Here is a 16,165-nt window from a genome sequence, read left to right on the forward strand (position 1 = left end):
TTTCTAAGCTTGCGCATCCGGGTTGGGTCCCGGTTTCAACCGATGCAATGCAAGAAAGTGGGGCGACAAAATGCGGGTACACAAAATCGCGGTGTTGGCAGGTGACGGAATCGGCAATGAGGTGATGCCCGAGGGGCTGCGGGTGGTGGAGGCCGCCGCGCGCGCATTCGACATTGCCCTGGAGTTCACAACCTTTGACTGGGCCCACTGTGGCTACTACCGCCAGCATGGGCAGATGATGCCCACCGACTGGTTCGAGCAGCTGCAGGGCTTTGATGCCATCTACTTTGGCGCGGTGGGTGCGCCGGACGTGGTGCCGGACCACATCTCGCTCTGGGGCTCCCTGCTCAAGATTCGGCGCGAGTTCGACCAGTACGTCAATCTGCGGCCGGTACGCCTGATGCCGGGAGTCCCTTGCCCGCTGGCCAACCGGAGCGTCGGCGACATTGACTTCTATGTGGTGCGAGAAAACACCGAAGGCGAATACTCCGCCATCGGCGGGCGCCTGTTCGAAGGCACGGAGCGCGAAACGGTGCTGCAGGAATCCGTGTTCACCCGCAAAGGTGTGGACCGCATCCTGCACTACGCCTTCGAGCTGGCCCGCAAGCGCCCGAAGAAACACCTGACCTCCGCCACCAAGTCCAATGGCATGGCCATCAGCATGCCCTACTGGGATGAACGGGTGCAGGCCATGGCCATGGCCTATCCCGACGTGCGCTGGGACCAGTACCACATCGACATCCTGGCTGCACGCTTTGTGCTGAGCCCCGAGCGCTTTGACGTGGTGGTGGCCTCCAATCTGTTTGGCGACATCCTCTCGGACCTGGGCCCGGCCTGCGCGGGCACCATTGCGATTGCGCCCTCGGCCAACCTGAACCCGCAGCGCAACTTCCCATCCCTGTTCGAGCCGGTGCATGGTTCGGCACCCGACATCTACGGCAAGAACATTGCCAACCCCGTAGGCATGATCTGGTCCGGCGCCATGATGCTGGACTTTTTGGGTAATGGCACCCCCCGTTACACGCGGGCCCACGATGCCATCGTGCAGGCCATCGAAAGCACGCTGGCCAGCGGTCCACGCACACCCGACATGGGTGGCAACGCCAACACCAGCGATGTCGGCGAGGCGATTGCCGCCCTTCTCTGAGCGTCAGGCGGGGCGCCGTGCTGGCAGCGGAATAAATTCAGTCTCGCCCGGCACGGTGGGGAAGCGCTGGGCCTCCCAATCGTCCTGCGCCTGCACGATGCGCTCCTTGCGGCTGGAGACAAAGTTCCACACCATGTGGCGGTGCCCCAGCGGCGCGCCACCCACCAGCATCACGCGCGTGGTCTCGCGGGCGCACAGCGTGGGGGTGCTGCCCGCCTCCAGCACCAGCATCTCACCAGGCTCCAGCAGTTCTCCGTCTACTTCCAGCGGACCGTCCACGCTATAGATGCCGCGCTCCAGCGCCGCATCGGGGATGGTGACCAGTGCGCCAGCTTCGAGTTCCAGCGCCAAATACAGTGTGGGCGATAGCGTGGCTACGGGCGAGGTAGCGCCAAACGCGGTGCCGATAAGCACGCGCACGGTGGCACCAGGCAGTTGAATTTCGGGGATTGCGCTGGCCGGCGTGTGGGCGAATGACGGGGCATCTTCTTCATGCTCGGCCGGCAGGGCCGACCAGAGCTGAAAACCATGGCTGCGGCGCGTGATGCTGCGCAAATCATCGGGCGTGCGCTCGGAGTGCACGATGCCTCGGCCCGCGGTCATCCAGTTGATGGCGCCGGGCTCGATACGCTGCACGACGCCGGTGGAGTCGCGGTGCATCATCGCGCCCTCCAGCAAATAGGTCACCGTGGCTAGGCCGATATGGGGGTGCGGGCGCACATCGTGGTTGTCGGTGGGTTGCGCGGTCACCGGACCAAAGTGGTCAAAGAACACAAAGGGGCCGATGGCCTGGCGTTGCATGGCGGGCAGCACGCGCCGTACGGTGAAGCCGCCGCCCAGATCGTGGGCGCGGGGGGTGATGCGTTCGGGCATGGTCATCCTTGCTATTGGTGGGGTGCCGGCATCCTACCAACCCTGCGGGGTTGGACGCGGTTTTGTCACACCGTGGCTGCTACAGTCTTTGGTTCAGCCATGGACCAAATCTTCCTATATTCCCTGCGAAAGACGACTGCGCGCTGGCGCGCCGAAGATGCCCAGGTCGCAGACGACGCCACCGGCGTCAATCTGTTCCGGCTGCGCATGCTGTGGCCAGTGGCCGCCGGGTTCAACGGGCTGTTCCTGATCGGATTTTTGTGGCGCCTGCTGGACGCGTCGCTTCCCCCGGCCGTGGCGGCATGGAACCTGCGGCTCATTTGGGCCCATGTCTTCATTGTCAGTGCCGCACTGGCAATGGGCTGGCTGGTTCACCGGGCAGGGCAAATCCGCCACACGCGCACAGCCCGCTGGCTGGCCACGGCCAATGCCGCACTCATCATGGTCGACGGCCTGATTCTGGTGGCGGTAGACCAGCCCATCACGCCCAACATCACGGCTTACCTCATCGCCTGCCTGGTGGCGGGTGGTGCTGTGTACCTGCAACCCCGCATGGCAGCGGCGGTGTATGCCTTGTCTTATCTGGCCTTTTTCAAGCTCATGGGGTGGGCCCAGGTCCACCCCGAGCTGCTGCTGTCCAACCGCCTCAATGGTTTTCCGGCCTGTGTGCTGGGCTGCCTGTGTTCCTGCTTCATGTGGCGCCAGTTCTGTACCATCACCCTGCAACAACGGCAGCTGGAAAAAGCCAACGCCGAGCTCAGCCAAAAGCAGCGTGACTTGGAGCGCCTGACGCGGCAAGACGGCCTCACCGGCCTGTTCAACCGCAACACCTTTGTGGAGCTGAGCCACAGCGAGCTCAAGCGTGCCCAGCGCCAGGGCAGCTCCACCACCATCCTGCTGCTGGACCTGGACCACTTCAAGCGCATCAACGACACCTGGGGCCACCCCGCGGGTGACGCTGTGTTGCGCCATGTGGCCACGCTGGCCAGCACCACGGTGCGCAGCACCGACCTGGTGGGCCGTCTGGGAGGCGAAGAATTCATCGTGCTGCTGCCCAACACCTCGGCCGAGGCTGGGCGCAAGCTGGCCGAAAAGCTGCGTTTCCGGCTGGAAAGCACGCCCGTGCAATGGGAGACCACCACCATCGCCGTCACCGCCAGCTTTGGCCTGGCCAACACCACGGTGGAAGAAAAGCGAGACTTCGACACGCTTTACACCGAGGCGGACAAAGCCCTCTACCTGGCCAAGCAACGCGGCAGGAACAGAGTGGTCTGAACCTCCGGAGCGAAGGACAACCCGCCGTCGGGCCGCCCCAAGGTGGGTTAGCCCCTCTGGGGGGCAGCGACCCGCGCAGCGGCGGAGCGTGGGGGCAAACAGCCCACAAGGGATAATCGGGGGCTACACCGGATCCTTATGGCACTTATTACCCTTCTCGACGCCCAGCTGGCATTTGGGCACGTCCCCCTGCTCGACCACGCTGATTTTTCCCTCGAAACGCAGGAACGCGTGGGCCTGATCGGCCGCAACGGCGCGGGCAAATCCTCCATGCTCAAGATTTTGGGCGGTATGGAGAAGCCGGACGACGGCACGCTGCAAGTGCAGGGCGGCACCCGTATTTCTTACGTTGCGCAAGAGCCGCAGCTGGATGGAGATGCTACGGTTTTCATAGCTGTTCGCGCAGGACTGGAGCGGGTTATCGGACTGATTGAAGAGTATTGCCTAGGTCATGGCGACCTGGATGCGATGCAAAGCGAGATCGAAACCCTGGACGGCTGGAACTGGGAACAGCGCGTCAACGAGACGCTGCAGCGCTTGCACCTGAACCCCGATGCGATTGTGAGCACCCTGTCCGGCGGTACCAAAAAGCGTGTGGCATTGGCCCAGGCCCTGGTGGCCCAGCCCGATGTGCTGCTGCTCGACGAGCCGACCAACCACCTGGATTTGGACAGTATTGAATGGCTGGAAGGCCTGCTGGTCGATTTCAAAGGCTCCATCATCACCATCACCCACGACCGGTCCTTCCTTGATAACGTGGCCACGCGCATCGTCGAGCTGGACCGCGGCAAGCTGATGAGTTACCCCGGCAACTTTGCCGCCTACCTGCTGCAGAAAGAAGAACAGCTGGCGCAAGAGGCGGTCATCAACGCCAAGGCCGACAAACTGCTGGCGCAAGAAGAGGTGTGGATTCGCAAGGGCGTCGAAGCGCGCCGCACCCGTGCTACCGCGCGCATCGTGCGCCTGGACGAGCTGCGCAGCAAACGCGAAGCGCGCCGCGATGTGGTCGGCAGCGTGAATATGGACGTGAACACCGGCGACAAGAGCGGCAAGCTGGTGGCTGAACTCACGCACGTGTCCAAAACTTTTGGCGACCGCAAGATCGTGGACAACTTCACCGCCACCATCTTGCGTGGCGACAAGATTGGCCTGCTAGGCCCCAACGGCGCGGGCAAGACCACGCTGCTCAAGCTGATTCTGGGCGACCATAAGGCAGACCCGGCGCCCGCCAACTCCCCCAAGCCCGAACCCGGCCACAGCCCCTGGGGCACGGTGCGCCAGGGTGCGAACATCACCGTCGCCTACTTCGACCAGATGCGCAACGCGCTGGACCTGGACGCGACGCTGGAAGACTTCATCAGCCCCGGCTCCGAGTGGATCGAAATTGGCAACCAGAAGAAACACCGCAAGAGCTACTTGGGTGATTTTTTGTTCTCGCCAGCGCGCGCGACCTCCCCTGTTCGTTCACTCTCCGGTGGCGAGCGCAACCGCCTGCTGCTGGCCCGCCTGTTCGCCCGCCCCGCCAACGTGCTGGTGCTGGACGAGCCGACCAATGACCTGGACATCGACACACTGGAACTGCTGGAAGACCTGCTGCAAAACTACGACGGCACGGTGTTCCTGGTCAGCCACGACCGGACCTTCTTGGACAACGTCGTCACCAGCACCATTGCCTACGAAGGCGATGCCAAGTGGCGCGAGTACGAAGGTGGCGTGAGCGACTGGTTGATCCAGACCAAACGCGCCAACGCCATTAACGCGGCCCAAGGCAAAACAACGGCCAAGCCCTTTAACTACGAGCGCGAGCAGCTGCAAAAACAAGAGCAAGCCACCGCCCAGGTGAGTGCGGCTGCACCGGCGGCGCCCGCCCCCACGAAGGCCAAGAAACTCAGCTTCAAGGAACAGCGCGAGCTGGACGCCCTGCCCGAGCAGATTGCCGTGCTAGAAGCCGAGCAGAAGGACATCACCGAGGCCCTGGCCGACGGCAGCCTCTACGCCAGCGACAACGCACGCGCCATCGCCCTGTCCGAGCGCAATGCGCAGATCGACGAGGAACTGATGAACGCGCTGGAGCGTTGGGAAACGCTGGGCAAGGCCTGAAGCTGTTTCAGCGCCGGGGCTGCTTACACCACCTTGGCTGCGCGCAGCGCGGCAATCGCCGCGGCGTCCAGCCCCAGCCCCGCCAACACGTCGTCGGTGTGCTCGCCCAGCGCGGGCGGCGCATGGCGCAGCTGTACTGGTGCGTCGCCCAAGCGCAGCGGGCTGGCCACGGTTGCTATGCTTTCAATAGCTGTTTGCGCAGTAGCTACGGGCGTTAGGACCTGTTTTTGCACCAAACCACGGGCCTGCACCTGGGCGTCGGCAAAGGCCTGGTCCATGGTGTTGATGGGGCCGCAGGGCACGGCCTTGTCCTCCAGCAGCGCAATCCACTCGGCCGTGGTGCGCCAGCGCGTGACCTCCCGCAGGATCGGAATCAGCGTGGCGCGGTGGGCCACGCGTTCGGTGTTGGTGCCAAAGCGCGGGTCTTGCGCCCACTCGGGGTGGCCCGCCGCCGCGCTGAAACGGGCAAACTGCCCATCGTTGCCCACAGCCAGCAGCATGGCGCCGTCCGCCGTGGGAAAGTCCTGGTAGGGCACCAGGCTGGGGTGGGCGTTGCCCATGCGCTGCGGCACCTGGCCGGTATTCAAAAAGCCCGCGGCCTGGTTGGCCAAGATGGCCATGCCCACGTCTAACAGCGCCATGTCGATGTGCTGGCCCTGCCCCGTGCGGTGGCGCATTTCCACCGCGGCCAGGATGGCGCTGGTGGCGTAGATGCCGGTGAACACATCGGTAATGGCCACGCCCGCGCGCTGCGGGCCGCCACCGGGTTCACCATCGGGCCGGCCGGTGATGCTCATCATGCCGCTCATGGCCTGCACCATGAGGTCGTAACCCGCGCGCTCGGCGTAGGGGCCGGTCTGGCCAAAGCCGGTGATGGAGCAATAAATCAGGCGCGGGTTCACTTCCTTCAGACTGGCGTAATCCAACCCGTAGTGCGCCAAGCCCCCTACCTTGAAGTTCTCCACCAAGATGTCGCTCTGCAAAGCCATCTGGCGGATCAGCGCCTGGCCCTCCGCCTTGGCGATGTCGATGGTGATGGAGCGTTTGTTGCGGTTGCAAGCCGTGAAGTAACTGGCGTGCGCCGTGTCGTGGCCGCGCGCGTCCTGCAGGAAAGGTGGCCCCCAGTGGCGCGTGTCGTCGCCCACCTCGGGCCGCTCCACCTTCACCACATCGGCGCCCAGGTCGGCCAGCATTTGTGTGCACCAGGGGCCGGCCAGCACGCGGGACAGGTCCAGCACCTTGAGATGGCTCAGGGCACCGGTGGGCACAGGGCTTGGGGGGGAAGTGGCTTGCATGGTGAAGAACTCGCGAAAGGCGGAAAAGCCCATGTTACCCGCCCAAAACGCTCGGTGTTTTCCCTGAGTTTGGCAACCGGAAGCGGTTTTGGCGTTGACAGGTAACTGCATAAATTCTTTAATTTCTATCTTGAAAACGTTTTCAAGCGTTCTTTTTGCCGATTGGCAACGATTTCATGTGGTCCCGTGTTTTCGTACCCAACAACTTTTCAGGAGACAGCGATGCGCACTTTCAAACACAGCACCCTGGCCGTATTGGCCGCCAGCATGGGCCTGGCCGGTAGCGCCATGGCCCAAACTGCCGAAGTGATCCACTGGTGGACCTCGGGCGGCGAATCTGCCGCCGTACAAGAGCTGGCCGCCGCCTACAAGGCCGCTGGCGGCACCTGGGTAGACACCGCCATTGCCGGTGGCGACAACGCCCGCAACACCACGCTGAACCGTATTGCTGGCGGCAAGCCGCCCACCGTGGCCCAGTTCAACACCTCCAAGCAGTACCACGAGGTGGTGGCCGAAGGCCTGTTGAACGATATCGACGCCGTGGCTGTCAAAGAAGGCTGGGACAAGATCTTTCCCGAGCCATTGAAGAAGTTCGTCAAGATCAACGGCAAGTACTTCGCCATGCCGGTGAACATCCACAACCCCTCGTGGTTCTGGTATTCCAAGGCGGTGCTGGCCAAGGCCGGCGTGACCGCCGAGCCGCAGAGCATGGAGCAGTTTTTCGCCGCGCTGGACAAGATCAAGGCCTCGGGTGCTATTCCCCTGGCTCTGGGTGGCCAGACTTGGCAAGAAGGCATTCTGTTCAACGCCATCTTGCACACCGCTGGTGGCGCCGACCTGTACCGCAAGTTCTACGCTAGCACCGACGGTGCCGTGGCCACCTCGGCCGAGTTCAAGAAGATCCTGAGCGACTTCAAGCGCCTCAAGGGTTATGTGGATGCAGGCTCCCCCAACCGCGACTGGAACGTGGCCACCGCCATGGTGATCTCCAACAAGGCCGGTTTCCAAGTCATGGGTGACTGGGCCAAGGGCGAATTTGCCGTGGCCAAACAAACCGCCGGCAAGGACTTTGGCTGCTTCCCCGGCTGGGGTGCCAAGGCGCCCTACATGATTGAAGGCGATGTGTTTGTGTTCCCCAAGACCAAGGACGCCAACGCCATCAAAGCCCAGCAGCTGTTCGCCACCGTGGCCACATCGCCAGCCGTGCAAGTGGCCTTCAACGCCAAGAAGGGCTCCATCCCCATCCGTACCGATGTGGACATGGGCAAGCTCGACATCTGCAGCCAGCAGGGTGTAACCGCGCTGAAAGATCCCGCACGCCATCTCGCGTCGCCCAACCAGTCAGTAGCCCCCGAAAAGAAGGGCCAGATTGACGACGCCATCACCAAGTTCTGGAACACCGACCAGTCTGTGGACGACGCAGCCAAGGCCTTTGCGGCCATCCTGAAGGGCTAAACCCCTCACCTTCACCGCAGTGCGCTGCCCCGGTGGTGCACTGCGGTGTGTTTTGACTTTGACTCTGTAGGTTCTCTGTATATGCACAAGCTCAAGCGGGGGCGACCACCGAACTGGTGGCTCATAGTGGCCCTGCTGCCCATGGCCGTGACGGCCCTGGTTGGCTACCTGACCACCGTGGTGTGGTCCATCGGTATTTCGTTTACCAGTTCCCGGATGTTTCCCAAGGCCGAGTTCGTCGGCCTGCTGCAGTACAACAAGCTCTTTGCCAATGAGCGCTGGCTTATCTCGGTGAACAACCTGGTGGTGTACGGCGTGCTGGCCATTAGCCTGTGCATGGTGCTGGGCTTTTTGATGGCGGTCTTCATCGACCAGAAAATCCGGGCCGAGAGCCTGTTTCGCAGCATTTTTCTCTACCCCTACGCCATGTCTTTTGTGGTCACCGGCCTGGTCTGGCAGTGGATGCTCAACCCCACCATGGGCTTGCAGTCAGCCCTGCGCAGCCTGGGCTTTGCCGATGTCACGGTCGATTGGATCGTGAGCCAGGACAAGGTGATGTACTGCATCGTTATCGCCGCCGTGTGGCAGGCCTCGGGCCTGGTCATGGCCGTTTTGCTGGCCGGTCTGCGCGGGGTGGACAGCGAGATCTGGAAGGCCAGCCGCCTGGACGGCATTCCCACCTGGCGCGTCTACGTGAGCATCGTGCTGCCCATGATCCGCGGCGCCGTGGCCACCGCTTTCATCTTGCAAGCCATTGCGGCCATCAAGGTCTACGACACCGTCAACTCCATGACCGGTGGCGGCCCCGGCCTGGCCAGCGAGGTGCCGGCCAAGTTCATTCTGGACCACCTGTTCCAGCGCGGCGCCATTGGCCTGGCCTCGGCCGCCTCGGTGGTGATGCTGGCCACGGTGCTGGCGCTCTTGGTGCCCTACTACTTTGTGCGCAAGCACCAGGCCCAGGGAGGCAGGGCATGAATACTACAAAAACCATAGCACGTCGCGCACGTTCCACCTGGACTCCGGCCCGAATTGGCACCTATGCCTTCCTCTTGAGTGCGGCGGCTTTCTTTTTGCTGCCGCTGTATGTGATGCTGGTCACGTCCTTCAAGACAATGCCCGAAATCCGCGAAAGCTCCATCTTTGCGCTGCCCATGGCGCCCACGCTGGAGGCCTGGTTCACCGCCTGGTCCAGCGCCTGCACCGGACTGGAATGCAAAGGCCTGCGCGTGGGCTTCTGGAACTCGGTGCAGATCGTGGTGCCCAGCACCATCGTGTCGATCCTGATCGGCGCCATCAACGGCTACGCGCTCTCGTTCTGGAAATCACGCTATGCCAACGCGCTGTTTGCCATTCTGCTGATTGCGGTGTTTGTGCCTTACCAGGTCATCCTGTACCCGCTGGTGCGCATGCTGTCGGCGGTAGGCCTGTTTGGTTCCTTGCCCGCCATCGTGGTGATCCACACCATCTTTGGCATGCCGGTCATGACGCTGCTGTTCCGCAACTACTACAGCGCCATCCCGGACGAATTGTTCAAGGCCGCCCGCATTGATGGTGGTGGTTTCTGGCGCATCTTTCTGGAGCTGATGTTGCCCATGTCAGCCCCGATCGCCATCGTGGCCACCATCATGCAGGTCACCAACATCTGGAACGACTACCTGCTGGGCCTCACCTTCGGTGGCACCGAGTTTTCGCCCATGACGGTGCAGCTCAACAACATCGTCAACAGCACGTTTGGCGAGCGCGCCTACAACGTCAACATGGCCGCCACCATCCTCACCTCGGCGGTTCCTCTCCTCATTTACCTCGTCTCCGGGCGCTGGTTTGTTCGCGGCATTGCCTCCGGCGCCGTCAAAGGTTGATTTCTTCATGGCTTCCATTTCCATCCAATCCCTCGACATCACGCTGGGTAACAACCACGTCATCAGCCAGCTCAACCTGGAAGTGCAGGAAGGCGAGTTTCTGGTGCTGCTGGGCCCTTCAGGCTGCGGCAAGTCCACCCTGCTGCACAGCATTGCAGGGCTGATTGACGTGACCGACGGCAGCATTGCCATTGGTGGCCAGGACGTGACTTGGGCCGACCCCAAGGACCGTGGCATCGGCATGGTGTTCCAGAGTTACGCGCTCTACCCCACCATGACGGTGGAGAAAAACATGGCCTTCGGCCCCCGCATCAGTGGCGTGCCCAAGGCCGAGATTGCCAAGCGCGTGGAGCGCGCAGCCAGCATGCTGCACCTGACCGAGCTGCTGCAGCGCAAGCCCGCCAACCTCTCGGGCGGCCAGCGCCAGCGCGTGGCCATTGGCCGGGCCCTGGTGCGCGAGGCCGCGGTGTTTCTGTTTGACGAACCGCTCTCCAACCTGGACGCCAAACTGCGCTCAGAACTGCGCCGCGAGCTGAAAGAGCTGCACGCCAGCCTGGGCGCCACCATGGTCTATGTCACCCACGACCAGGTCGAGGCCATGACACTGGCCAGCCGCATTGCGGTGATGCGCGGCGGCAAGATCCAGCAGATCGACGCCCCCGCCGTGGTCTACGGCAAGCCGGCCAATATGTACGTGGCCGGCTTCCTGGGTTCGCCCAGCATGAACTTCATCGAAGGCCGCCTGCACACCGGTGGCCAGGGTGTGCGCTTTGTCAACGACACGGTGAGCCTGGATGTGTCGGCCTACGCCTTTGCGCAGGTCCCCCTGGACGGCCAGCCCGTGGTGCTGGGCATCCGCCCGGAGGACCTGAGCGCGGCCACGCAGCCCGGCAACCACCACCTACAGGCGCGCGTGCGCTTGGTCGAACCCATGGGCCCCAACCAGGTGTTGTGGCTGCAGGTCGGTGCACAGCAGCTGGGCCTGACCACCGACAGCACGCTGGCAGCGCCCGCTGGCGCCGAGGTGTACGTGACGCTGGCAGCGCACCGCGTCTCGCTGTTTGACCCCAGTACCCAGGACCGCCTGTGATGCCAGCACACACCCTGCCAGACCCACAGGCCTTCCCGAAGGAATTCCTCTTCGGCGCGGCCACCAGCGCCTACCAGATCGAGGGCGCTGTGCATGCCGACGGCCGTGGCTTGAGCATGTGGGACAGCTTTGCCCACAACAGCGGCCGCATTGCCGATGGCAGCACCGGCGACGTGGCCTGCGACCACTACCACCGCATGGAAAGTGATGTGGCGCTCATCCAGTCGCTGGGCCACACGGCCTACCGCTTCTCGGTAGCCTGGCCACGTGTGCTGCCCACCGGGCGCGGCACCGTCAACACCCCGGGCCTGGACTTTTACGACCGCCTGGTGGACCAACTGCTGGCACGTGGCATCACGCCCTACGCCACGCTGTACCACTGGGACCTGCCGTTGGCCCTGCATGCGCAGGGCGGCTGGCTGCGCCGTGATACCTGCCACGCCTTTGCCGAATTTGCCGAGGTGGTGGCGCGCCGCCTGGGCGACCGGGTGCACAGCTATGCCACGCTCAACGAGCCACGCTGCAGCGCCACCGTGGGTTACCAAGAGGGCCGCCACGCGCCCGGCCTGCAAGACCGCGGCATGGCCCTGCAGGCCGCCCACCACCTGCTGCTGGCGCACGGCCTGGCAGTGCCCGCCCTGCGCGCCCACACCCGCACGGCGCAGGTGGGGGTGGTGCTGGACGTGAAGCCCTACTACGCGGCTGACACCCGCACTGAGACCACCCACGCCGTGCAGATGGCCGATGGCGTGTTCAACCGCTGGTTTCTGGACCCGATCTTCCACGGCCACTACCCGCAGGACGTGTGGCAAGCCCATGGCGACCTGGTGCCCGTGGTGCACGCCGATGACCTGCAGACTATCTGCCAGCCGCTGGACGCACTGGGCATCAACTACTACACGCGTGGCCATGTCGTGCACGACGGCGCCCTGCCTTTCCCCCATGCGCGCGAGGTGTCGGTGGACGGTGCCACCTACACCACCATGGGTTGGGAGGTGTTTCCCGAAGGCCTGCGCCAGATGCTGGTGCGCATCCACCGCGAATACGCGCCTGCCAACCTGTACGTGGCCGAGAACGGTGCCGCGCTGGACGACCACGTGCACGCAGGCCGCGTGCACGATCCGGTGCGTGTGCGTTACCTGCAAGAACATCTGGAGGCTTGCGCCCAGGCTCTGGCCCAGGGTGTTCCGTTGCAGGCCTGGTTGGGCTGGAGCCTGATGGACAACTACGAATGGGGCAAGGGCTACACCCAACGCTTTGGCCTGTGCCATGTGGACTACGCCACCCAGACCCGAACCCCCAAAGACAGTGCCCTCTGGCTGCGTGAGTTCATTACGCGCCACCGGACGATCTGATACCTTTCAACTTCACCACTTGGTTTACCTATGAGCACACTGAACTTTCCCTCTACCTTCCACTGGGGCGTGGCCACCAGTGCCTACCAAATCGAGGGCGCCGCCAACGAAGGCGGCCGTGGCCCGTCGATCTGGGACACCTATTCGCACACCCCCGGCAAAGTGCTGAACGGCGACACCGGCGATGTGGCCTGCGACCACTACCACCGCCTGGAAGAAGACCTGAACCTGATCCAGAGCTTGGGCGTGGACAGCTACCGCTTCTCCATTGCCTGGCCACGCGTGCAGCCCCTGGGCTACGGCGCCTGGAACCCTGAAGGCCTGGCTTTTTACGACCGCCTGGTCGACGGCCTGCTGGCACGTGGCATTGCGCCCCACATCACGCTTTACCACTGGGACCTGCCCCAGGGCCTGCAAGACCGCGGTGGTTGGGAGTCGCGCGAAACAGCGCTGCACTTTGCCGAATACGCCCGCGTGATGGGCGAGCGCCTGGGCGACCGCGCCGCCAGCATCTGCACCCACAACGAACCCTGGTGCACCGCGGTGCTGGGCAACGAGTTGGGCCGCTTTGCACCAGGTATCCAAGACCAGAAGGTCATGCTGCGCGTGGCGCACCACCTGCTGCTTTCACACGGCCTGGCACTGCAGGCCATGCGCGGCGCGGGTGTGAAAGCGCCGCTGGGCATTGTGCTGAACCAGTCGCCCGCCATCCCAGCCACCGACAGTGCCGCCGACAAAGCCCTGGCCGCCAAGGAATACGCCATGTTTGTGCGCTGGTACATGGACCCGCTGTTCAAGAAGGCCTACCCCGAAGGCGCCGACCTGCCGGTATGCGACGTGGTGCAGGCCGGTGACATGGACACCATCGCGCAACCCATGGACTTCCTGGGCATCAACTACTACACCCGCATCTGGAGCTCTGCGGCCACGCCGCCCGTGCCCGCGCCCAACGCCCATGGCGTGTCTGACATGGGCTGGGAAAACTACGCCCAGGGCCTGCGCGATCTGCTCGTGCAAATCCACACCGACTACACCCTGCCCCCCATCTTCATCACCGAGAACGGCTTTGCATCCCCCGATGCGGTGGTAGACGGCAAAGTGGCTGACCCACGCCGCATTGACTACATGCGCACCCATTTGCAAGCGCTGTTGGACGCCATGGCTGCGGGTGTCAACGTGCAAGGCTTCTTCTACTGGAGCCTGATGGACAACTTCGAGTGGGATTCGGGTTACGACAAGCGTTTTGGCCTGTTTTATGTGGACTATGCCACCCAGGTGCGTACCGCCAAGGACAGCGCCCACTGGTACCGCGCCCTGATTGCGCAGCACCGCGCCGCATAAAGGTATTCGCACAGGGCCGCCCCACGCTGGGGGGCCTTTATGTGGTGGGCAGGGCCCGCGTGGTCTGGCGAACCATCAGCTCCAGTGGCGGCACCTGCACCGCCTCGCTGGGGTAACCCATCATCTCCAGCAGGGTGTGGGCCGCGTACAGGCCCACCTCGTACACCGGCTGGCGCACGCTGGTCAGCGGTGGCGTCATGTAGTTGCACATGGGCAGATCGTCAAACCCCACCAGCGATACGTCTTCGGGCACCCGGATGCCGCGCTGGTACAGCGCCAAGCGCGCGCCCAGGGCAGACTCGTCGTTGGCACAAAAAATGGCGGTAAAGGACTCCCCGCTGTCCAGCAGCTTTTGCGCGGCCAGGTAACCCCCCTTGTCGGTGAAGTTGCCACGCACCACACAGCGGGGGTTGGGCGTTACACCCGCTTCCTCGTGCGCCTGCAGGTAACCCAGGTAGCGTTGCTGGGCATCAGGCCGATCTTCTACGCCGGCCAGGTGGGCAATGCGGGTGTGGCCCAGGGCCAGCAGGTGCTGCGTCGCCAGGTAACCGCCACGCTGTTGGTCCAGGTTGATGGAGCGCACATTCGGGCCTTCCAGCTGCCGCTCGGTAATCACCACCGGCTGCTGCTGTGCCACCGCCAGCACCTCGCTGTCTGCAATGTTGCCGGTCAGGATGATCACACCGTCCACACGGCGCGAGGTCAGCAGCTTCAGACTGGCCACGTCGGCCTCGGCATTCCAGTGGCCGCTCACAATGATGGACGAATGGCCACTCTCGGCCAGCCCCATCTCGATACCCTTGAGCGCACGCGAGTAAAACTGGCTTTCGATGGCCTGGGTGAGCACACCCACCGTCATGGTGATGCCGGTCTTCAGGCTGCGTGCAAACAGATTGGGTTTGAAGTGGAGGCGGCGGATGGCCTCTTCCACCGCTTCACGCTTTGCTGGCGCCACTTTGGCCGTGCCATTGAGGATGCGCGACACCGTGCTGGCCGACACTCCCGCCGCGCGGGCCACATCCAGCAAGGTGACCGGCTCAGGAGCGATGGGAAACGTATCGGAAGGAGAGGCCATAACCCTGGCGAGTTTATGCGATGCGCCTGCCCATGCGCAGCCCCACCCTCTCAGTTGGCAAAGGCTGCAATCCCCGTCTGTGCCCGTCCCAAAATCAGCGCATGGATGTCGTGTGTGCCCTCGTAGGTGTTCACCACTTCCAGGTTCACCAAATGGCGCGCCACGCCAAACTCGTCGCTAATGCCATTGCCGCCCATCATGTCGCGCGCCAGGCGCGCAATGTCCAGCGCCTTGCCGCAGCTGTTGCGCTTGAGAATGGAGGTAATCTCCACCGACGCTGTGCCCTCGTCCTTCATGCGGCCCAGCCGCAGGCAGCCTTGCAGGCCCAGCGCGATTTCGGTTTGCATGTCGGCCAGCTTCTTCTGGATCAGCTGGTTGGCGGCCAGCGGGCGGCCAAACTGCTTGCGGTCCAGCGTGTACTGGCGGGAGCGAAACCAGCAGTCTTCTGCCGCGCCCAGTGCACCCCAGGCAATGCCGTAGCGCGCACTGTTCAGGCAGGTGAACGGACCTTTAAGGCCCTGCACTTCGGGGAAGGCGTTTTCTTCGGGGCAAAACACACCGTCCATCACGATCTCGCCGGTGATGCTGGCGCGCAGGCCCACCTTGCCGTGGATGGCGGGGGCGCTCAGCCCGACCATGCCTTTTTCGAGCACAAAGCCGCGGATGGGACCGACCTTGCCGCCCTCACTCACCTCTTTAGCCCAGACCACAAACACATCGGCAATCGGGCTGTTGCTGATCCACATCTTGCTGCCACTCAGCTTGTAGCCGCCCGCCACCTTGTGGGCACGCGTCGCCATGCTGCCGGGGTCCGAGCCATGGTCGGGCTCGGTCAGGCCGAAGCAGCCAATGTATTCACCGGTGGCCAGCTTGGGCAGGTACTTTTGTTTTTGCGCCTCGGTACCAAATTCAAAGATGGGCACCATCACCAGGCTGCTCTGCACGCTCATCATGCTGCGGTAGCCGCTGTCCACGCGCTCCACTTCGCGCGCAATCAGGCCGTAGGCCACGTAGTTGAGACCCGGGCCACCGTACTGTTCGGGAATCGTGGGGCCCAGCAAACCCAAGGCGCCCATCTCTCTAAAGATCGCGGGGTCGGTGCTGCCTTCACGGAAGGCCTGCGTCACACGTGGCAGCAACTTGTCCTGGCAATAGGCAGCGGCGGCGTCCCGCACCATCCGTTCGTCATCGCTGAGCTGGCTGTCCAGCAAAAAGGGGTCTTGCCAGTTGAAAGCGGCGTGCGGCATGAGGGGGCTCCAGTCGGTCATCGGGATGGCTATGGTAGCCCGTGGGCCCGGTT

General features: G+C 63.5%; 13 protein-coding genes. 9 read left to right on the forward strand and 4 right to left on the reverse strand.

Features of this window, described 5'->3' with window-relative positions; genetic code table 11:
- The first annotated feature begins 70 nt into the window (after positions 1–70).
- Positions 71–1,147 (forward strand): tartrate dehydrogenase, encoded by a 1,077-nt coding sequence (locus AC097A_RS16705; RefSeq protein WP_479621703.1) that lies wholly within the window; start codon positions 71–73, stop codon positions 1,145–1,147.
- A 3-nt stretch (positions 1,148–1,150) separates the two neighbouring features.
- Here AC097A_RS16705 and AC097A_RS16710 read toward each other — a convergent pair whose 3' ends face one another.
- Positions 1,151–2,026 carry a pirin family protein gene (locus AC097A_RS16710; protein ID WP_479621704.1) on the reverse strand — a complete coding sequence of 292 codons (876 nt, stop codon included), beginning with the start codon at positions 2,024–2,026 and terminating at the stop codon, positions 1,151–1,153.
- 93 nt (positions 2,027–2,119) lie between these two features.
- Here AC097A_RS16710 and AC097A_RS16715 point away from each other — a divergent pair, with 93 nt between their 5' ends.
- Together AC097A_RS16715 and AC097A_RS16720 are read left to right on the forward strand one after the other, a co-directional pair.
- Positions 2,120–3,295, forward strand: a complete 1,176-nt coding sequence (locus AC097A_RS16715) for a GGDEF domain-containing protein (RefSeq protein WP_479621705.1) — start codon at positions 2,120–2,122, stop codon at positions 3,293–3,295.
- 138 nt (positions 3,296–3,433) lie between these two features.
- Entirely contained in the window at positions 3,434–5,395 is a 1,962-nt protein-coding gene (locus AC097A_RS16720) for an ATP-binding cassette domain-containing protein (RefSeq protein WP_479621706.1), read from the forward strand.
- Between the two features lie 23 nt (positions 5,396–5,418).
- Here the strand turns inward: AC097A_RS16720 and AC097A_RS16725 are convergent, their stop codons facing one another.
- Entirely contained in the window at positions 5,419–6,690 is a 1,272-nt protein-coding gene (locus AC097A_RS16725) for a CaiB/BaiF CoA transferase family protein (RefSeq protein ID WP_479621707.1), read from the reverse strand.
- A 222-nt stretch (positions 6,691–6,912) separates the two neighbouring features.
- Here AC097A_RS16725 and AC097A_RS16730 point away from each other — a divergent pair, with 222 nt between their 5' ends.
- The 6 genes from AC097A_RS16730 (at position 6,913) to AC097A_RS16755 (ending at position 13,790) form a co-directional block, all read left to right on the forward strand.
- Positions 6,913–8,145 carry an ABC transporter substrate-binding protein gene (locus tag AC097A_RS16730; protein ID WP_105261825.1) on the forward strand — a complete coding sequence of 411 codons (1,233 nt, stop codon included), beginning with the start codon at positions 6,913–6,915 and terminating at the stop codon, positions 8,143–8,145.
- Positions 8,146–8,226: 81 nt separating this feature from the next.
- Positions 8,227–9,120 (forward strand): carbohydrate ABC transporter permease, encoded by an 894-nt coding sequence (locus AC097A_RS16735; RefSeq protein WP_479621708.1) that lies wholly within the window; start codon positions 8,227–8,229, stop codon positions 9,118–9,120.
- Positions 9,117–10,004 (forward strand): carbohydrate ABC transporter permease, encoded by an 888-nt coding sequence (locus tag AC097A_RS16740; RefSeq protein WP_479621709.1) that lies wholly within the window; start codon positions 9,117–9,119, stop codon positions 10,002–10,004. Before AC097A_RS16735 ends, AC097A_RS16740 begins: the two co-directional genes overlap by 4 nt.
- Before the next feature lie 7 nt (positions 10,005–10,011).
- Positions 10,012–11,094: an ABC transporter ATP-binding protein gene (locus AC097A_RS16745; protein WP_479621710.1), complete on the forward strand. Its 1,083-nt coding sequence runs from the start codon at positions 10,012–10,014 to the stop codon at positions 11,092–11,094.
- The gene (locus AC097A_RS16750) at positions 11,094–12,449 is read left to right on the forward strand and encodes a GH1 family beta-glucosidase (RefSeq protein ID WP_479621711.1); all 1,356 of its coding nucleotides are present in this window, start codon (positions 11,094–11,096) and stop codon (positions 12,447–12,449) included. The genes AC097A_RS16745 and AC097A_RS16750 overlap by 1 nt, the downstream gene beginning before the upstream one ends.
- Before the next feature lie 30 nt (positions 12,450–12,479).
- Positions 12,480–13,790, forward strand: coding sequence for a GH1 family beta-glucosidase (locus AC097A_RS16755; RefSeq protein ID WP_479621712.1), 1,311 nt, complete (start codon positions 12,480–12,482; stop codon positions 13,788–13,790).
- A 37-nt stretch (positions 13,791–13,827) separates the two neighbouring features.
- Here AC097A_RS16755 and AC097A_RS16760 read toward each other — a convergent pair whose 3' ends face one another.
- Complete coding sequence (locus AC097A_RS16760; RefSeq protein WP_105261831.1) at positions 13,828–14,865, reverse strand: LacI family DNA-binding transcriptional regulator; 1,038 nt, start codon at positions 14,863–14,865, stop codon at positions 13,828–13,830.
- A 50-nt stretch (positions 14,866–14,915) separates the two neighbouring features.
- Positions 14,916–16,112 carry an acyl-CoA dehydrogenase gene (locus tag AC097A_RS16765; protein WP_479621778.1) on the reverse strand — a complete coding sequence of 399 codons (1,197 nt, stop codon included), beginning with the start codon at positions 16,110–16,112 and terminating at the stop codon, positions 14,916–14,918.
- Positions 16,113–16,165: the final 53 nt, after the last annotated feature.

The sequence above is a fragment of the Rhodoferax sp. XS2R6 genome (assembly GCF_056521365.1).